15 protein-coding genes are annotated in these 13414 nt (G+C 74.4%); 3 read left to right on the top strand and 12 right to left on the bottom strand.

Annotation, left to right across the window (positions count from 1 at the left end; translation table 11 throughout):
* Positions 1-14: 14 nt before the first annotated feature.
* The 4 genes from ACPXCS_RS21625 to tsaB are packed head-to-tail and all read right to left on the bottom strand — an operon-like array spanning position 15 to position 2509.
* The gene (locus ACPXCS_RS21625) at positions 15-272 is read right to left on the bottom strand and encodes a hypothetical protein (RefSeq protein ID WP_425948497.1); all 258 of its coding nucleotides are present in this window, start codon (positions 270-272) and stop codon (positions 15-17) included.
* Positions 269-1360: a tRNA (adenosine(37)-N6)-threonylcarbamoyltransferase complex transferase subunit TsaD gene (tsaD, locus tag ACPXCS_RS21620; protein WP_425948499.1), complete on the bottom strand. Its 1092-nt coding sequence runs from the start codon at positions 1358-1360 to the stop codon at positions 269-271. The genes ACPXCS_RS21625 and tsaD overlap by 4 nt, the downstream gene beginning before the upstream one ends.
* Positions 1353-1826 carry a ribosomal protein S18-alanine N-acetyltransferase gene (gene rimI, locus ACPXCS_RS21615; RefSeq protein ID WP_309097455.1) on the bottom strand — a complete coding sequence of 158 codons (474 nt, stop codon included), beginning with the start codon at positions 1824-1826 and terminating at the stop codon, positions 1353-1355. Before rimI ends, tsaD begins: the two co-directional genes overlap by 8 nt.
* 29 nt (positions 1827-1855) lie before the next feature.
* The gene (tsaB, locus tag ACPXCS_RS21610) at positions 1856-2509 is read right to left on the bottom strand and encodes a tRNA (adenosine(37)-N6)-threonylcarbamoyltransferase complex dimerization subunit type 1 TsaB (protein ID WP_425948500.1); all 654 of its coding nucleotides are present in this window, start codon (positions 2507-2509) and stop codon (positions 1856-1858) included.
* A gap of 124 nt (positions 2510-2633) precedes the next feature.
* Here tsaB and ACPXCS_RS21605 point away from each other — a divergent pair, with 124 nt between their 5' ends.
* Positions 2634-3188, top strand: a complete 555-nt coding sequence (locus ACPXCS_RS21605; protein ID WP_425948502.1) for a hypothetical protein — start codon at positions 2634-2636, stop codon at positions 3186-3188.
* Between the two features lie 15 nt (positions 3189-3203).
* On the opposite strand, the gene ACPXCS_RS21600 is transcribed toward ACPXCS_RS21605, so the two are convergent.
* The 6 genes from ACPXCS_RS21600 to ACPXCS_RS21575 form a co-directional block, all read right to left on the bottom strand.
* The gene (locus tag ACPXCS_RS21600) at positions 3204-3371 is read right to left on the bottom strand and encodes a hypothetical protein (RefSeq protein ID WP_425948504.1); all 168 of its coding nucleotides are present in this window, start codon (positions 3369-3371) and stop codon (positions 3204-3206) included.
* A gap of 138 nt (positions 3372-3509) precedes the next feature.
* Positions 3510-4031, bottom strand: a complete 522-nt coding sequence (tsaE, locus tag ACPXCS_RS21595; RefSeq protein WP_425948505.1) for a tRNA (adenosine(37)-N6)-threonylcarbamoyltransferase complex ATPase subunit type 1 TsaE — start codon at positions 4029-4031, stop codon at positions 3510-3512.
* Positions 3997-5253 carry an alpha/beta fold hydrolase gene (locus ACPXCS_RS21590; RefSeq protein WP_425971007.1) on the bottom strand — a complete coding sequence of 419 codons (1257 nt, stop codon included), beginning with the start codon at positions 5251-5253 and terminating at the stop codon, positions 3997-3999. Before ACPXCS_RS21590 ends, tsaE begins: the two co-directional genes overlap by 35 nt.
* Positions 5254-5379: 126 nt before the next feature.
* A complete protein-coding gene (alr, locus tag ACPXCS_RS21585) occupies positions 5380-6549 on the bottom strand; it encodes an alanine racemase (protein ID WP_425948508.1) in 1170 nt (389 codons plus the stop codon).
* A 60-nt stretch (positions 6550-6609) separates the two neighbouring features.
* Positions 6610-7497, bottom strand: a complete 888-nt coding sequence (locus ACPXCS_RS21580) for a L,D-transpeptidase family protein (protein ID WP_425948509.1) — start codon at positions 7495-7497, stop codon at positions 6610-6612.
* A 118-nt stretch (positions 7498-7615) separates the two neighbouring features.
* Complete coding sequence (locus tag ACPXCS_RS21575) at positions 7616-9067, bottom strand: NAD(P)H-hydrate dehydratase (protein WP_425948510.1); 1452 nt, start codon at positions 9065-9067, stop codon at positions 7616-7618.
* A gap of 161 nt (positions 9068-9228) precedes the next feature.
* Between ACPXCS_RS21575 and ACPXCS_RS21570 the strand changes: the two genes are divergently transcribed.
* A complete protein-coding gene (locus ACPXCS_RS21570) occupies positions 9229-10383 on the top strand; it encodes a hypothetical protein (protein ID WP_425948511.1) in 1155 nt (384 codons plus the stop codon).
* A gap of 188 nt (positions 10384-10571) precedes the next feature.
* Here the strand turns inward: ACPXCS_RS21570 and ACPXCS_RS21565 are convergent, their stop codons facing one another.
* Positions 10572-10943: a holo-ACP synthase gene (locus ACPXCS_RS21565; protein WP_425948513.1), complete on the bottom strand. Its 372-nt coding sequence runs from the start codon at positions 10941-10943 to the stop codon at positions 10572-10574.
* 217 nt (positions 10944-11160) lie between these two features.
* On the opposite strand from ACPXCS_RS21565, the gene ACPXCS_RS21560 reads away from it, so the two are divergent.
* Entirely contained in the window at positions 11161-11508 is a 348-nt protein-coding gene (locus ACPXCS_RS21560) for a hypothetical protein (RefSeq protein WP_425948515.1), read from the top strand.
* A gap of 58 nt (positions 11509-11566) precedes the next feature.
* Here ACPXCS_RS21560 and glmS read toward each other — a convergent pair whose 3' ends face one another.
* Entirely contained in the window at positions 11567-13414 is a 1848-nt protein-coding gene (gene glmS / locus ACPXCS_RS21555) for a glutamine--fructose-6-phosphate transaminase (isomerizing) (RefSeq protein ID WP_425948517.1), read from the bottom strand.

The raw sequence follows: 13414 nt of genomic DNA, 5'->3' as shown, positions 1-13414 counted from the left end.
CGGGGCGCTCCCGGTCAGCCGTCGCCCAGCGACTCGAACCGCCAGCGGTGCACGGCCCGGGTGACCAGCCCGGAGTCCGGCTCGGGCAGTTCCGGCAGCTCGGCGTCGTAGGGCGCCTCCCACCAGGTGATGACGAGGACGCGGTCCTGCGGGGCGCGCAGGATCTCGCGGCGCAGCGGCTCGCGGGACAGCTGCTGGGCGCGGGCCCAGGCGAGCAGGTCCTCGCCCCGCCCGGGCACGGCCCGCGCCTCCCACATCAGGGCGACCGTCACGAGTAGAGGTTCTCCTCGCCGGCCGCGTGCACGTGGTCGTGGCCCTGGCCCGGCACGTGCGGCTCCGTCACCGGCAGCGAGGAGTCCGCGGACAGGTCCCAGTCCGAGGCGACGCGGTTGCGCGCGACCATCTCGGCGCCGAGCGCGGCGACCATCGCGCCGTTGTCCGTGCACAGCTTGGGCCGCGGCACCCGCAGCCGGATCCCGGCGGCCTCGCAGCGCTCCTGGGCCAGGGCCCGCAGCCGGGAGTTGGCGGCCACGCCGCCGCCGATCATCAGGTGGTCGACGCCCTCGTCCTTGCAGGCCCGGACGGCCTTGCGGGTCAGCACGTCCACGACCGCCTCCTGGAAGGAGGCCGCCACGTCCCGCACCGGCACCTCCTCGCCCGCCGCCCGCCTGGCCTCGATCCAGCGGGCCACGGCCGTCTTCAGCCCGGAGAAGGAGAAGTCGTAGGCCGGGTCGCGCGGGCCGGTCAGGCCGCGCGGGAACGCGATCGCGTCCGGGTCGCCCTCCCTGGCGTACCGGTCGATGACCGGGCCGCCGGGGAAGCCGAGGTTCAGCACCCGGGCGATCTTGTCGAAGGCCTCGCCGGCCGCGTCGTCGATGGTGGCGCCCATCGGGCGGACGTCGGAGGTGATGTCGGAGGACAGCAGCAGCGAGGAGTGGCCGCCGGAGACCAGCAGCGCCATCGTCGGCTCGGGCAGCGGGCCGTGCTCCAGCTGGTCCACGCAGATGTGCGAGGCGAGGTGGTTCACGCCGTAGAGGGGCTTGCCCAGCGCGTACGCGTACGCCTTCGCCGCGGAGACGCCGACCAGCAGGGCGCCGGCGAGGCCGGGACCGGCCGTGACGGCGACGCCGTCGAGGTCGCGGGCGCTGACGCCCGCCTCCTTCAGCGCGCGGTCGATGGTGGGGACCATCGCCTCCAGGTGGGCGCGGCTCGCGACCTCCGGGACGACGCCGCCGAAGCGGGCGTGCTCGTCGACGCTGGAGGCGACGGCGTCGGCCAGCAGGGTGGTGCCCCGGACGATGCCGACGCCGGTCTCGTCGCAGGAGGTCTCGATCCCCAGAACGAGGGGTTCGTCAGCCATGGATCTCGGTTCCTTGTACGGAGTTCTCGGGGGCGGTCAGGCGCATGACCAGGGCGTCCACGTTGCCCGGCTGGTAGTAACCGCGCCGGACACCGATGGGCTGGAAGCCGAACCGCTCGTACAGCTTCTGCGCGCGCACGTTGTCCACGCGGCACTCCAGCATCACCTCGGCGCACTCGAAGGCGGTGGCCGCGCGCAGCAGTTCGGCCAGCAGCCGGCCGCCGAGGCCGGTGCCCCACAGGTCGCGGGCGACGGCGATGGTCTGGACATCGGCCTGCTCACCGGAGGAGACCAGACCGGCGTACCCGACGATCCGGGTGCCGGCCTCGGCGACCACGTACCGCCGGTTGGCCTCGGGCCCGCGGGCGTGGGCCAGCTCGGACCAGAACATGCCCCGCGACCAGGCGTCGTCGGGGAACAGATCCCGCTCCAGCTCCAGCACGGGGTCGATGTCCCACCAGCGCATCTCGCGCAGCGCACACGTCACGGCATCGGTCACTTCGGGGTGACCACCTTGTAGTTCTTGGGGACCTGGGCGTCGGGGCGGCGCAGGTAGAGCGGCCGCGGTGCGGGCAGCTCCTGGCCGGCCGCCAGTCTCTCGGCGGCGAGCCCGGCCAGGGCGGCGGCGGACACGTGCTCCGGCTCGTGCGCCTTGGGGAAGGTGTCCGGGTAGAGCAGCGCGCCGGCGCCCACCGCGGGCAGGCCCGCGACCTGCTCGGCGATGTCGGCGGGCCGGTCGACGGCCGGATCGGTGAGGCGGGTGCGGGAGTCGGCGTAGCGCGCCCAGTAGACCTCCTTGCGGCGGGCGTCGGTCGCGACGACGAACGGGCCCTCCAGGTCGGCGGCGTAGGCGAGGCCGTCCAGCGTGCACACGCCGTGCACGGGGACGCCGAGCGCGAGCCCGAAGGTGTCCGCGGTCATCAGTCCGACGCGCAGCCCGGTGTACGGGCCCGGGCCGATCCCGGCGACGATGCCCGTGACGGCGTCGAGCCGCAGACCGGCCTCGGCGAGCACCCGGTCGATCGCCGGCAGCAGCAGTTCCCCGTGCCGCCGGGCGTCCACCTGGCTCGACGAGGCGATGACGTCGCGTCCGTCGTGCAGCGCGACGGTGACGGCGGGTGTGGCGGTATCCAGAGCGAGCAAGAGCACGCAAACAGCCTACGGCTCCCCGGGGCCCGGCACGGCCGCGCCCGCCGGGTCACCGCCTGCTGCTACCGTCACCTTCCGTCACGAGACATGTACACAGAGGCGTACGACCCGGAGGTGGCCGCCGGTGGCACTCAGCAGCTCATCCATCGTGGCCGGGCTCACCGCCGCGGCCCTCGCGACGGTCGGCTACCTCGCCCACCAGGCGTCCACGAGCCTCCCCGCGGGAGCCGGCCGGGTGCAGGCGGGCGCCACCGCGGCGCCCGGCACCTCCCAGGCACCGCGGGCCGGAAAGGACCCGGCCGCGCTGCCCGACGGGTCGGGCGAGGGCGCGCGGGTGGTGTACTCGCTGCGGCGGGACCGGGTGTGGCTGGTCGGCGCGAACGGCAGGGTGGCGCGTACGTTCGAGGTCGACCCGAGCGCGGTGGATCCGGCGCCGGGCAGGTACGCGGTCACGTCCCGCTCGAACTCGGTGACCGGCTCCGACGGCGTGCCCGTCGAGCACGTCGTGCGCTTCACCAGCGTGGACGGTGTCGTGGTCGGTTTCAGCTCGGCCGTGGACGCGGCGGAGGCCGCGCCCGATCCGAGGGTCCGCACCGGCGGCATCCGCGAGTCGCGGGCGGACGGCAACGCGATGTGGACGTTCGCGACGATCGGCCGCCCGGTGGTCGTGGTCCGCTAGGCCTTCCGCCCCCGCTCAGGCCGCCTCGCGGTGCTCCTCCACGGGGCCGGACAGCTCCGGCTCGGGGGCGCGCGGGGGTGTGGAGATCAGCGCCGCGGCCTCGCCCGCCGCCAGCAGATCGCGCATGGACACCCCGGCGACCGCGAACGGCAGCGACTGCCCCTTGCTCTCTGTAGCCGGCATGGACGCCTCCTGAAGGCCGGGGGCGGACGTGGTTAGGTAGACCTAACCACGGACTGGATACCATGTGACCACGGACAAGACGCCGAATGCAACATCTTGCCGACGCCTTGTCGGAACGTGCACCGAACGCCCGCAACCTCAGGCCGTCAGCACGCTCAGGTCCGCCGAGGTCCAGCGTTCGCCCAGGCCGGTGAGGGTCATGTGGCGGACCTCGTCGGTCGTGTCGCCCACGGCCCGGTGGATGACGACCTGCAGCCGGTCCTCGGTGAGGTCCTCGACCTTGCCCTCGCCCCACTCCACGACGACCACGGACTCCGGCAGGGAGACGTCGAGGTCGAGGTCCTCCATCTCGTCCAGACCGCCGGAGAGGCGGTAGGCGTCGACGTGGACCAGGGACGGCCCGTCGCCCAGGGAGGGGTGCACCCGGGCGATGACGAACGTCGGCGAGGTGACGGCCCCGCGCACGCCGAGCCCCTCGCCCAGCCCACGGGTCAGCGTCGTCTTGCCCGCGCCGAGCTCCCCGCTCAGCATCACCAGGTCGCCCGCGCGCAGCAGTTTCGCGAGCCGGCGGCCCAGCTCCCGCATCTGCTCGGGGGACGTGACGACGATCTGGACGGATCCGGACTCAGCCGGGTTGTGCGGTGCTGCTGGTGCTTCCATAGCCCTTCACGGTAGCCCCTGTGGGCACGGCACCCGTGCGGGTGAGCAGGTCGGCGAGGCGGTCGGTGACCACTTCCGGGTGTTCCAGCATCACCAGGTGCCCCGCGTCCGGCACCAGCACCAGCTCGGCGTCCGGCAGCAGATCCGCGATGGCCTCGCTGTGCTCACTGGGAGTGACCAGGTCCTGCACCCCGGCCAGGACCAGGACCGGCAGGTCGGCGAAGTACGCGAGGGCCTCGGTCTTGTCGTGGTCGTTGAACGCCGGGTAGAACTCGGCGACCACGTCGATCGGCGTGCTCTCGATCATCCGCTCGGCGAACCGCGCCACGGCCGGGTCGACGTCCCGGGAGGCGAACGAGTACCGCTTGATGACCCCGGCGAACAGCTCCGCCGTGGCCCGGCGTCCCTTCTCCACCAGCTCGGCCCGCTGCCCCAGCGCCTTCAGCACCCCCGGCAGCACCCGCCGCACCGCGTTGACGCCCGCGACGGGCAGCCCGTAGTTGACCTCGCCGAGACGGCCCGAGGACGTGCCCACGAACGCGACCCCGACGACCCGCTCGCGGATCAGCTCGGGGTACTGGTCGGCCAGGGCCATCACCGTCATGCCGCCCATGGAGTGCCCGACCAGCACGATCGGCCCTTCGGGCACGGCCGCGTCGATGACGGCCCTGAGGTCGCGGCCCAGCTGCTCGATGGTGACCGCCTCGCCCCGCGCCTGCGCGGCGCCCCGCCCGGAGCGGCCGTGGCTGCGCTGGTCCCAGTGCACGGTCCGGACGACCCCGCGCAGGGCCGCCCGCTGGAAGTGCCAGGAGTCCTGGCTGAGGCAGTAGCCGTGGCTGAAGACGACGGTGACCGGTGCGGGCGCCTTGCGGCCGAAGAGCCTGCGGCGGCGCGGCCCCATGGCCGGGGCGGCGTCCGGGTCGAGGTCGTCGACCTCGTAGTACAGCTCGGTGCCGTCGTCGGCGAACGCCTTGCCTGGCATGCCGCGCAGCGAGCCGTACGGGCCCGCCGAGTCGAGGGCGAGCCGGGCCTTCTGGCGCATGCCGCGGCCGACCGTCATCCGCTCCAGCGCGACCCCGGCGGCCGCGCCCGCGGCCACCACGCCTATCGCGACGCCGGCGAGACCCGTCGCCCGGCGCCAGCCTCCCGCCGCCCCCGCGGTGGAGGCCGCGACGGCCGCGGAGGCGACGTCCGCGACGACCTCCGCACTGCTCTCGCTCACGTACCGCTCCTCTTCGCCGGGCTGCCGGTCGGGTGACCCTCCGGGCCGGATGATGCCCTGTGCCTGGTGTTGCCCGTGTGACCAGGGTGCCTTTCGTGCCTCGCGTGACAGTCCTACGGGTGCGAGTTACCCGTCCTGTTCCTCATTCACATAGACGCGGGGAACGCGCGTTCCGATCCGGGTCACGATCTCGTAGGCGATGGTTCCGGCCGCCTGCGCCCAGTCCTCGGCGGTGGGCTCGCCGCGGTCCCCGGGCCCGAAGAGGACGGCCTCGGCGCCCGGTGCGGGCGTGTCGCCGCCCAGGTCGACGACGAACTGGTCCATCGCGACCCGTCCGGCGATCGTCCGCCACTTGCCCTCGACCAGCACCGGGCCGGCCGACGAGGCGTGCCGCGGAATGCCGTCCGCGTAGCCGAGCGGGACGAGGCCGAGGGTGGTCTCGCCGGGCGTCACGTACCGGTGGCCGTAGCTGACGCCGTGCCCGCCCGGGACCTGCTTGACCAGGGCGAGGGAGGCGGCCAGCGTCATCACCGGGCGCAGTCCGAAGTCGGCCGGGGTGCCCAGCTCGGGGCTGGGCGAGATGCCGTAGGTGGCGATGCCGGTGCGGACCAGGTCGAAGTGGCTCTCGGGCACCGTGAGCGTGGCCGGCGAGTTGGCGATGTGCCGGACCTCGGGCCGGACGCCCTGCCCCTCGGCGTACGCGACCATCTCCCGGAACAGGCCGAGCTGGGCGGCGATGGAGGGATGCCCGGGCTCGTCGGCGCAGGCGAAGTGCGACCACAGGCCGGTGACGCGCAGCAGTCCCTCGGCCTCGGCGCGCCGGGCCTCGCCGACCAGGGCGGCCCAGTCCTCGCCCGGCTGGCAGCCGTTGCGCCCGAGCCCGGTGTCGGCCTTGAGCTGCACGCGCGCGGGCCGGCCGGCCGCCCGGGCCGCCTCGGTGACCTCCCGCAGGGCCCACAGGCCGCTGACGGAGACGTCCAGGTCGGCCTCGATCGCCTCGCGCCAGGGCCCGCCGGGCGTCCACAGCCAGCACATGATGCGGCCCGGCAGGCCGGCGGCCCGCAGGGCGAGGGCCTCCTCGGGGGTGGCCGTGCCCAGCCAGCTCGCGCCCGCCTCGACGGCGGCACGGGCACACGGCACAGCCCCGTGACCGTACGCCTCGGACTTCACCACGGCCATCACGGCCGCGCCCGGGGCATGGGCACGCAGGGCCCGCACGTTGGCCCGCAGGGCGGCCAGGTCGATCTCGGCGCGGGCCCGCAGGGGCGCGGTCCGCGGGGCTGTTCTCTCGCTCATCGCGCCCAGTGTCTCAGAGGGCCCCGACCCGCCCGGGGCACCGGCCCCGGCGGCAGCCTGCTACGTCCCGGGCCGCCGCCCCCACACGTACACCCGGTCGCCCTTCCGCAGCACGCCCCACAGCCGCCGCGCGTCGCCCGCGGTGAGGTTCACGCAGCCCATCGAGCCGACGGGGGTGTGCAGACTGCCGTGGACGCCGTGGAAGGCCTGCCCGCCGCTGAAGAACTGGGAGTAGGGCATCGGGGTGTCGTACAGCGTCGACCAGTGGTTCCTGTGCCGCCAGTAGACGGTGTGCCAGCCGGCCCGCGTCCGGTAGCCGGCCCGGCCGCTGCGGATGGGCACCACTCCGAAGACGACCGTCCGGCCCTTCTGCACCCACATCAGCTGCCGGTCGAGGTCCACGCACGCCACGGGGTGGCCGCGCACCGGGCATCTGCCGGCGGCATTCGGGTTCGCGCGCGCCGACAGGTACCGCATCCGCGCCCAGGTCACCGGCCCGGCGAACCCGATGGCCGGCTCGATCCCCTGGCGCACCTGGAACGCCCGGACGGCCCGGCAGTCGGCCGCCGACTGCCTCCCGTCCACCGGCAGCCCCAGCCACCGCTCGACCTGCCGCTGGTGGGGCCCCGCCTTCCGTGTACAGCCGGCCCGCGCGCCCGCCTCCCCCGACGGCGCGTACTCGACGAGCGCGTACGTCCCGGCCGCGGCGCCGCGCGGCTCGGCGGCGTCCTCCTCGGCGGACGGCGCGTACCCCGCGGGCGGCAGCGCCCGGCCGGGCGTGTCGAGCGCCCAGGACCGCGCGGCCGCCGGCGCCACCCCCGAAACGAGCTCCCCGAGGGGCCCGGGGCGGGGCGGCGCGGGAGCGGCCGCCGCCACCTCACCGGGCAGCACGGCGGCCACGGCGAACAGCACGGCGAGGGCACGGCCGGCGGTACGTCTGCGGTTCATGGCCTCAGGGAAACGCGGGAACCGAGCCCCGGGGCAACGCCGCGCGCAACCGCTCACCCGGAGGCATCAGCCCGTCCCCGCCTCGCCCGGCGACGCGGGGACGGCCGCCCCGCGGCGCTCACCCCAGGACGTTCCGCCAGGCCGCGGGAATCGCCGCCGCCACGTCGTGCGCCCCCACCGGCGCCCCCTCCGCCGCCAGCCGTCCGGCCAGCCCGTGCAGATACGCGCCCACGCTGCCCGCGTCCACCGCGCGCAGCCCCGCCGCCAGCAGCGACCCCGCCAGGCCCGACAGCACGTCCCCGCTGCCCGCCGTGGCCAGCCACGACGTGCCCGTCGCGTTCACCCGCACCGCTCCGCCCCCCGCGTCGGCCACCACCGTCGTCGAGCCCTTCAGCAGCACGGTCGCCCCGTACCGCGCCGCCAGCTCCCGCACCGCGGCCAGCCGCCCCTCCTCGACCTCCCGGCGGTCCACCCCGAGCAGCGCCGCGGCCTCCCCGGCGTGCGGTGTCAGCAGCGTCGGCGCCCGGCGCCCCCGCACGACCTCCACGTCCGCCAGCCGCAGTCCGTCCGCGTCGACGAGCACGGGCACGTCCGCCGCCAGCACCTCCCCCACCGTCGCCGCGTCGTCGCCCGCCCCCGGCCCGACGACCCACGCCTGCACCCGCCCCGCGTGCTTCGGCCCCTGGTCCGACACGAGCGTCTCGGGGAACCGCGCGAGCACCGCGTCAGCGGCCGGCCCGACGTACCGCACGGCTCCGGCCCCGCCCCGCAGCGCCCCCGCGACCGCGAGCACCGCGGCCCCGGGGTACCGGGCCGACCCGGCGGCGATCCCGACCACGCCCCGCCGGTACTTGTCGCTCTCCGCCCCCGGCACCGGCAGCAGCCGGGCCACGTCCACGTGCTGCAGCGCCTCCAGCTCCGGTTCCGCCGGCAGCTCCAGGCCGATGTCGACCAGCCGCACCGACCCGGCGTACTCCCGCGCCGGGTCGATCAGCAGGCCCGGCTTGTGCGTCCCGAACGTCACCGTCAGATCGGCCCGGATCGCGACGCCGCGCACCTCCCCGGTGCCGGCGTCCACCCCGCTCGGCAGGTCGACGGCGACCACAGCTCCCCGCGACCGCCCGGCTGCGGCGGCCAGCGGCACCGCCTCCGGCCGCAACCCGCCCTGCCCGCCGATCCCGACGATGCCGTCGACGACGAGATCGGCCCGCTCGACCAGTTCCTCGGCACCTCCGGCGCCCCCGGCGGCCCCACCGGCACCGACCGCCCGCCCCCCGGCCCGCCGCAGCGCCGCCAGCCCCGCCGTGTGCACCCGCTCCGGCGCGAGCAGCACCGCCGTGACCCCGGCCCCGCGCCGGGCCAGCCGCGCCCCGGCGTACAGCGCGTCACCGCCGTTGTCCCCGCTGCCGACCAGCAGCACCACCCGCCTGCCGTACACCCGCCCGAGCAGGTCGGCGCAGGCCGCGGCGAGCCCGGCGGCGGCGCGTTGCATCAGCGCCCCCTCCGGCAGCCGGGCCATCAGCTCCCGTTCGGCGGTCCTGACCGTGTCCACGCTGTACGCATTCCGCATGGAGGTCGAGTTTCCCGTACGACCGCCGGGCCACTCACGCGCCCCGGGCGCACCTCCTTCCCGTGTCGCATCCATTGACGCTCCGCCGCGGCTTTGCCAGACTCCCGGCCGCACAGAAAGCGCTTGCACACCCCCCACGTTCGACGAAACCGAGGCCCCCCATGCGACGCAGAGCCGCCTTACTGGCCGCCGCCGGCGCCACCGCCCTCCTCACCGCCGCCGGCACCCTGAACGCCCCCGCCAACGCCGCCCCCACCCGCGCCCTGGCCTGCGGAGACGGCTCCTTCCAGGCCGAGGCCGTGCAGAGCGGCAGCACCTGGACCGCCCGGCGCGGCGGCAGCACGGTCCACACCGGCACCGACATGCGCGCCGCCGTGCAGGCGGCCGTCAACAGCCTCACCCCGGGCCGCACCGCGAAGGAGCGGGTCGTGGTCCGCGGCTCGGGCTCCGTCCCGGCGGGCTCCCGCATCTCGCTGCCGAGCTACACCGTCCTCGACGTCTGCGGCACCATCAACGTCACCGGCAGCGGCTCCGGCGACCAGGCGCCGGTCTACTCGCGCGGCACACGGGACGTGGAGGTGCAGAACCTCAAGCTCACCGGCACCCCGCTGTACGGCATCTTCCTGCGCAACGTGCAGAACGTCGTGCTCGGCCAGATCGACATGCGCCTGTCCGCCGGGCTGGGCGTGCGCATCGACAACCGCGGCGACACCAGCCAGTGGACCCGCAACGTCCGCATCGACAACGTCTACGTCTCCGGCGCCTCCAGCCACGCGGTCGAGACCTACGGCGTGGACGGCCTCACCGTCGGCACGGTGACGGCCCGCAACGTCGGCGAGTCGGGCCTGCTGCTCAACCAGACCGTCAACGCCACCGTCGGCAAGGTGGACGCGGAGAACGCGGGCACGGGCACCGGCTACGCCGCCTTCCGCATGGCCAACCGCAACGGCCGGATCGGCAGCGGCTACCCCACCAACATCCGCGTCGGCGAGGTGGTCGCGCGCGGCGGCGGGCGCGGCGTGTTCTGCGTCTCGGAGAGCGGCGGGGCCGTCATCGACCGGGTGACGCTCTCCGGCACCGGCAACAACTCGGTCCTGATCGAGAACTGCTACAACGTCAGCCTGGCCGCCCAGAGCGGCACGATCACCGGTGGCGGCGAGCTGCGCCTGGCAGCGCGCTCGGAGTTCCCCAACAACAAGGACATCACCATCCAGAACCTGACGGTCACCAACGCGGCCATCAGGGAGAGCCCGTGCGGCGAGAACACCACGTTCCGCAACATCACGCGGGTGAACAGCAGTCAGACGATCTGCTGACGCCCCGGCGCGCCCCGGAGCCCTCGCCCCGCACCGGGCGGGGGCTTCACGCGCCCGGGCGGCGCGACGCCTCCAGGACCCGCGTGTTCGATGCGCGCGAGGCCGGACAGGACGGCACTCGCCCGTACGAGGCACGGTCCGTCACCTTCGGCCCTATGGGCTTCTCAGCCGCCGGACCGGCTCACGCCTCACGCCTCGGCGATGACGACGGCCGAGGCCACCCCGGCGTCATGGCTCAGGGACACGTGCCAGGACCGCACGCCCAGTTCGGCGGCCCGCGCGGCCACCGTCCCGGTCACCCGCAGCCGGGGCCGCCCGCCGTCCTCGACGTACACCTCGGCGTCGGTCCACAGCAGCCCCGCCGGGGCCCCGAGCGCCTTGGCCAGGGCCTCCTTGGCGGCGAACCGGGCGGCCAGGGAGGCGACACCCCGGCGTTCCCCGCTGGGCAGCAGCAACTCCCGCTCCACGAACAGCCGCTCGGCCAGCGCGGGCGTGCGTTCCAGTGACGCCGCGAACCGATCGATCTCGGCGACGTCGATCCCGACCCCGATGATGCTCATGCCCAGCACCCTACGGTCCTGCCGGGCCGTTCCCCGCCGGCACCGGCGCCACCCCGGCCACCCGACCCGGTCGGCACGCGACGGGACGGCCGCACCGCTCCCCCGCAGCCCCGGCCCGCGCCGCACTCCCGACCTCGAACTCCCCCTGCCCCTTGTACAGTTCGCGATGACCGCGATGTGCACACGGCATCGCGCACAACGGGAGGAACGCACCACCATGAAGGTCAAGTCGCTGGGGACCGCGGCCACTTCGATAGCTCTCTTCGCCACCGCCCTGACGGGCACCGTGGCCACCGCCGGCACCGCTGCCGCGGCGCCGCCGAAGGACTGCAGCAAGGCGATCGTGAACGTCAAGGCCAACGAGACCGTCAAGGTCCGCACCGCGCCGAAGACCTCCGCCACGGCCCTCGGCATCTGGGGCAAGGGCAAGCGCGGCGGCATCTGCAACGACGGCAAGGCCTACAAGGGCGGCTCGTACAAGGCCTGCGGCAAGAAGAGCAACCTGTGGTACTACGGCGGCGACAAGGTCAACGGCTGGGTCCCCAAGACCTGCATCAACTGGTAGTCACCGGCCCGGCCGGCCGCGGCGGGGGCGGACGGCAGCGGCCGGCCGCCCCCGCTGCTCACTCCACGGTCACCGACTTCGCGAGGTTGCGCGGCTGGTCCACCTCGTTGCCGCGGGCCGTCGCCAGCTCACAGGCGAACACCTGCAGCGGCACCGTGGTCACCAGCGGCTGCAGCAGGGTCGGCGTGACCGGGACCCGGATCAGATGGTCCGCGTAGGGCACGACCGCCTCGTCGCCCTCCTCGGCGATGACGATCGTCCGCGCGCCCCGCGCCCTGATCTCCTGGATGTTGGACACGATCTTGTCGTGCAGCACCGACCGCCCGCGCGGCGACGGCACGACCACCACGACCGGCAGGTCCTCCTCGATCAGCGCGATCGGGCCGTGCTTCAGCTCGCCCGCCGCGAACCCCTCGGCGTGCATGTAGGCGAGTTCCTTCAGCTTCAGCGCGCCCTCCAGCGCCACCGGGTAGCCCACGTGCCGGCCGAGGAACAGCACCGTGTCCTTCGAGGCCAGCGTGCGCGCCAGCTCCCGCACCGGCTCCATCGTCCCCAGCACCCGCTCCACCGCGCCGGAGATGGACGACAGGTCGCGGATCACCGCCCGGATCTCGTCGCCCCACTTGGTGCCCCGGACCTGACCGAGGTACAGGGCGACCAGGTAACAGGCGACGAGCTGCGTCAGGAACGCCTTCGTTGAGGCCACGGCGACCTCCGGCCCGGCGTGCGTGTACAGCACGGCGTCGGACTCGCGCGGAATCGTCGAGCCGTTGGTGTTGCAGATCGCCAGCACCTTGGAGCCCTGCTCGCGGGCGTGCCGCAGCGCCATCAGCGTGTCCATGGTCTCGCCGGACTGGGAGATGGCGATGACCAGCGTCTGCGCGTCCAGGATCGGGTCCCGGTAGCGGAACTCGCTGGCCAACTCCACCTCGCACGGCACGCGCGTCCAGTGCTCGATGGCGTACTTGGCGATCATCCCGGCGTGGAAGGCCGTGCCGCAGGCGACGATGACGACCTTGTCGACCTCGCGCAGCACCCGCGGCGGGATCCGCACCTCGTCCAGGGTCAGCGACCCCGAGCCGTCGATCCGGCCCAGCAGGGTGTCGGCGACCGCCTTGGGCTGCTCGGCGATCTCCTTGAGCATGAAGTAGTCGTAACCGCCCTTCTCTGCGGCGGAGGCGTCCCAGTCCACGTGGTAGGAGCGCACCTCGGCCGGGCGGCCGTCGAAGCCCGTCACCGTCACACCGTCGCGGCGCAGCTCCACCACCTGGTCCTGGCCCAGCTCGATCGCGGACCGGGTGTGCTCGATGAACGCGGCGACGTCCGAGGCCAGGAACGCCTCGCCCTCGCCGACGCCCACCACCAGCGGCGAGTTCCGCCGGGCGCCCACCACCACGTCGGGCTCGTCGGCGTGCACCGCGACCAGGGTGAAGGCCCCCTCCAGCCGCCGGCACACCAGCCGCATCGCCTCGGCCAGGTCCGCGCAGGAGGAGAACTCCTCGGCGAGCAGATGCGCGACGACCTCGGTGTCGGTCTCGGAGGACAGCTCGTGGCCGCGCTCCTGGAGTTCGTCCCGCAGCGCGGCGAAGTTCTCGATGATGCCGTTGTGGACGACCGCGACCCGGCCCGCGTTGTCGATGTGCGGGTGGGCGTTGGCGTCGGTCGGTCCGCCGTGGGTGGCCCACCGGGTGTGGCCGATGCCCGTGGCGCCCGTCGGCAGCGGCCTGCCGTCCAGTTCCTTCTCCAGGTTGAGGAGCTTGCCGGCCTTCTTGGCCGTCGCGAGCCCGCCGTCCGCCAGGACGGCGACACCCGCCGAGTCGTAGCCCCGGTACTCCAGCCGCTTCAGCCCGGCCATCACGACCTCGAGCGCCGACTGCGGCCCCACGTATCCCACGATTCCACACAT

The organism is Streptomyces sp. DT190, from assembly GCF_049846985.1.
Lineage (GTDB): Bacteria > Actinomycetota > Actinomycetes > Streptomycetales > Streptomycetaceae > Streptomyces.
The sequence above is the reverse complement of the archived record's forward strand: the minus strand, read 5'-3'. Positions and strand labels throughout refer to the sequence as shown.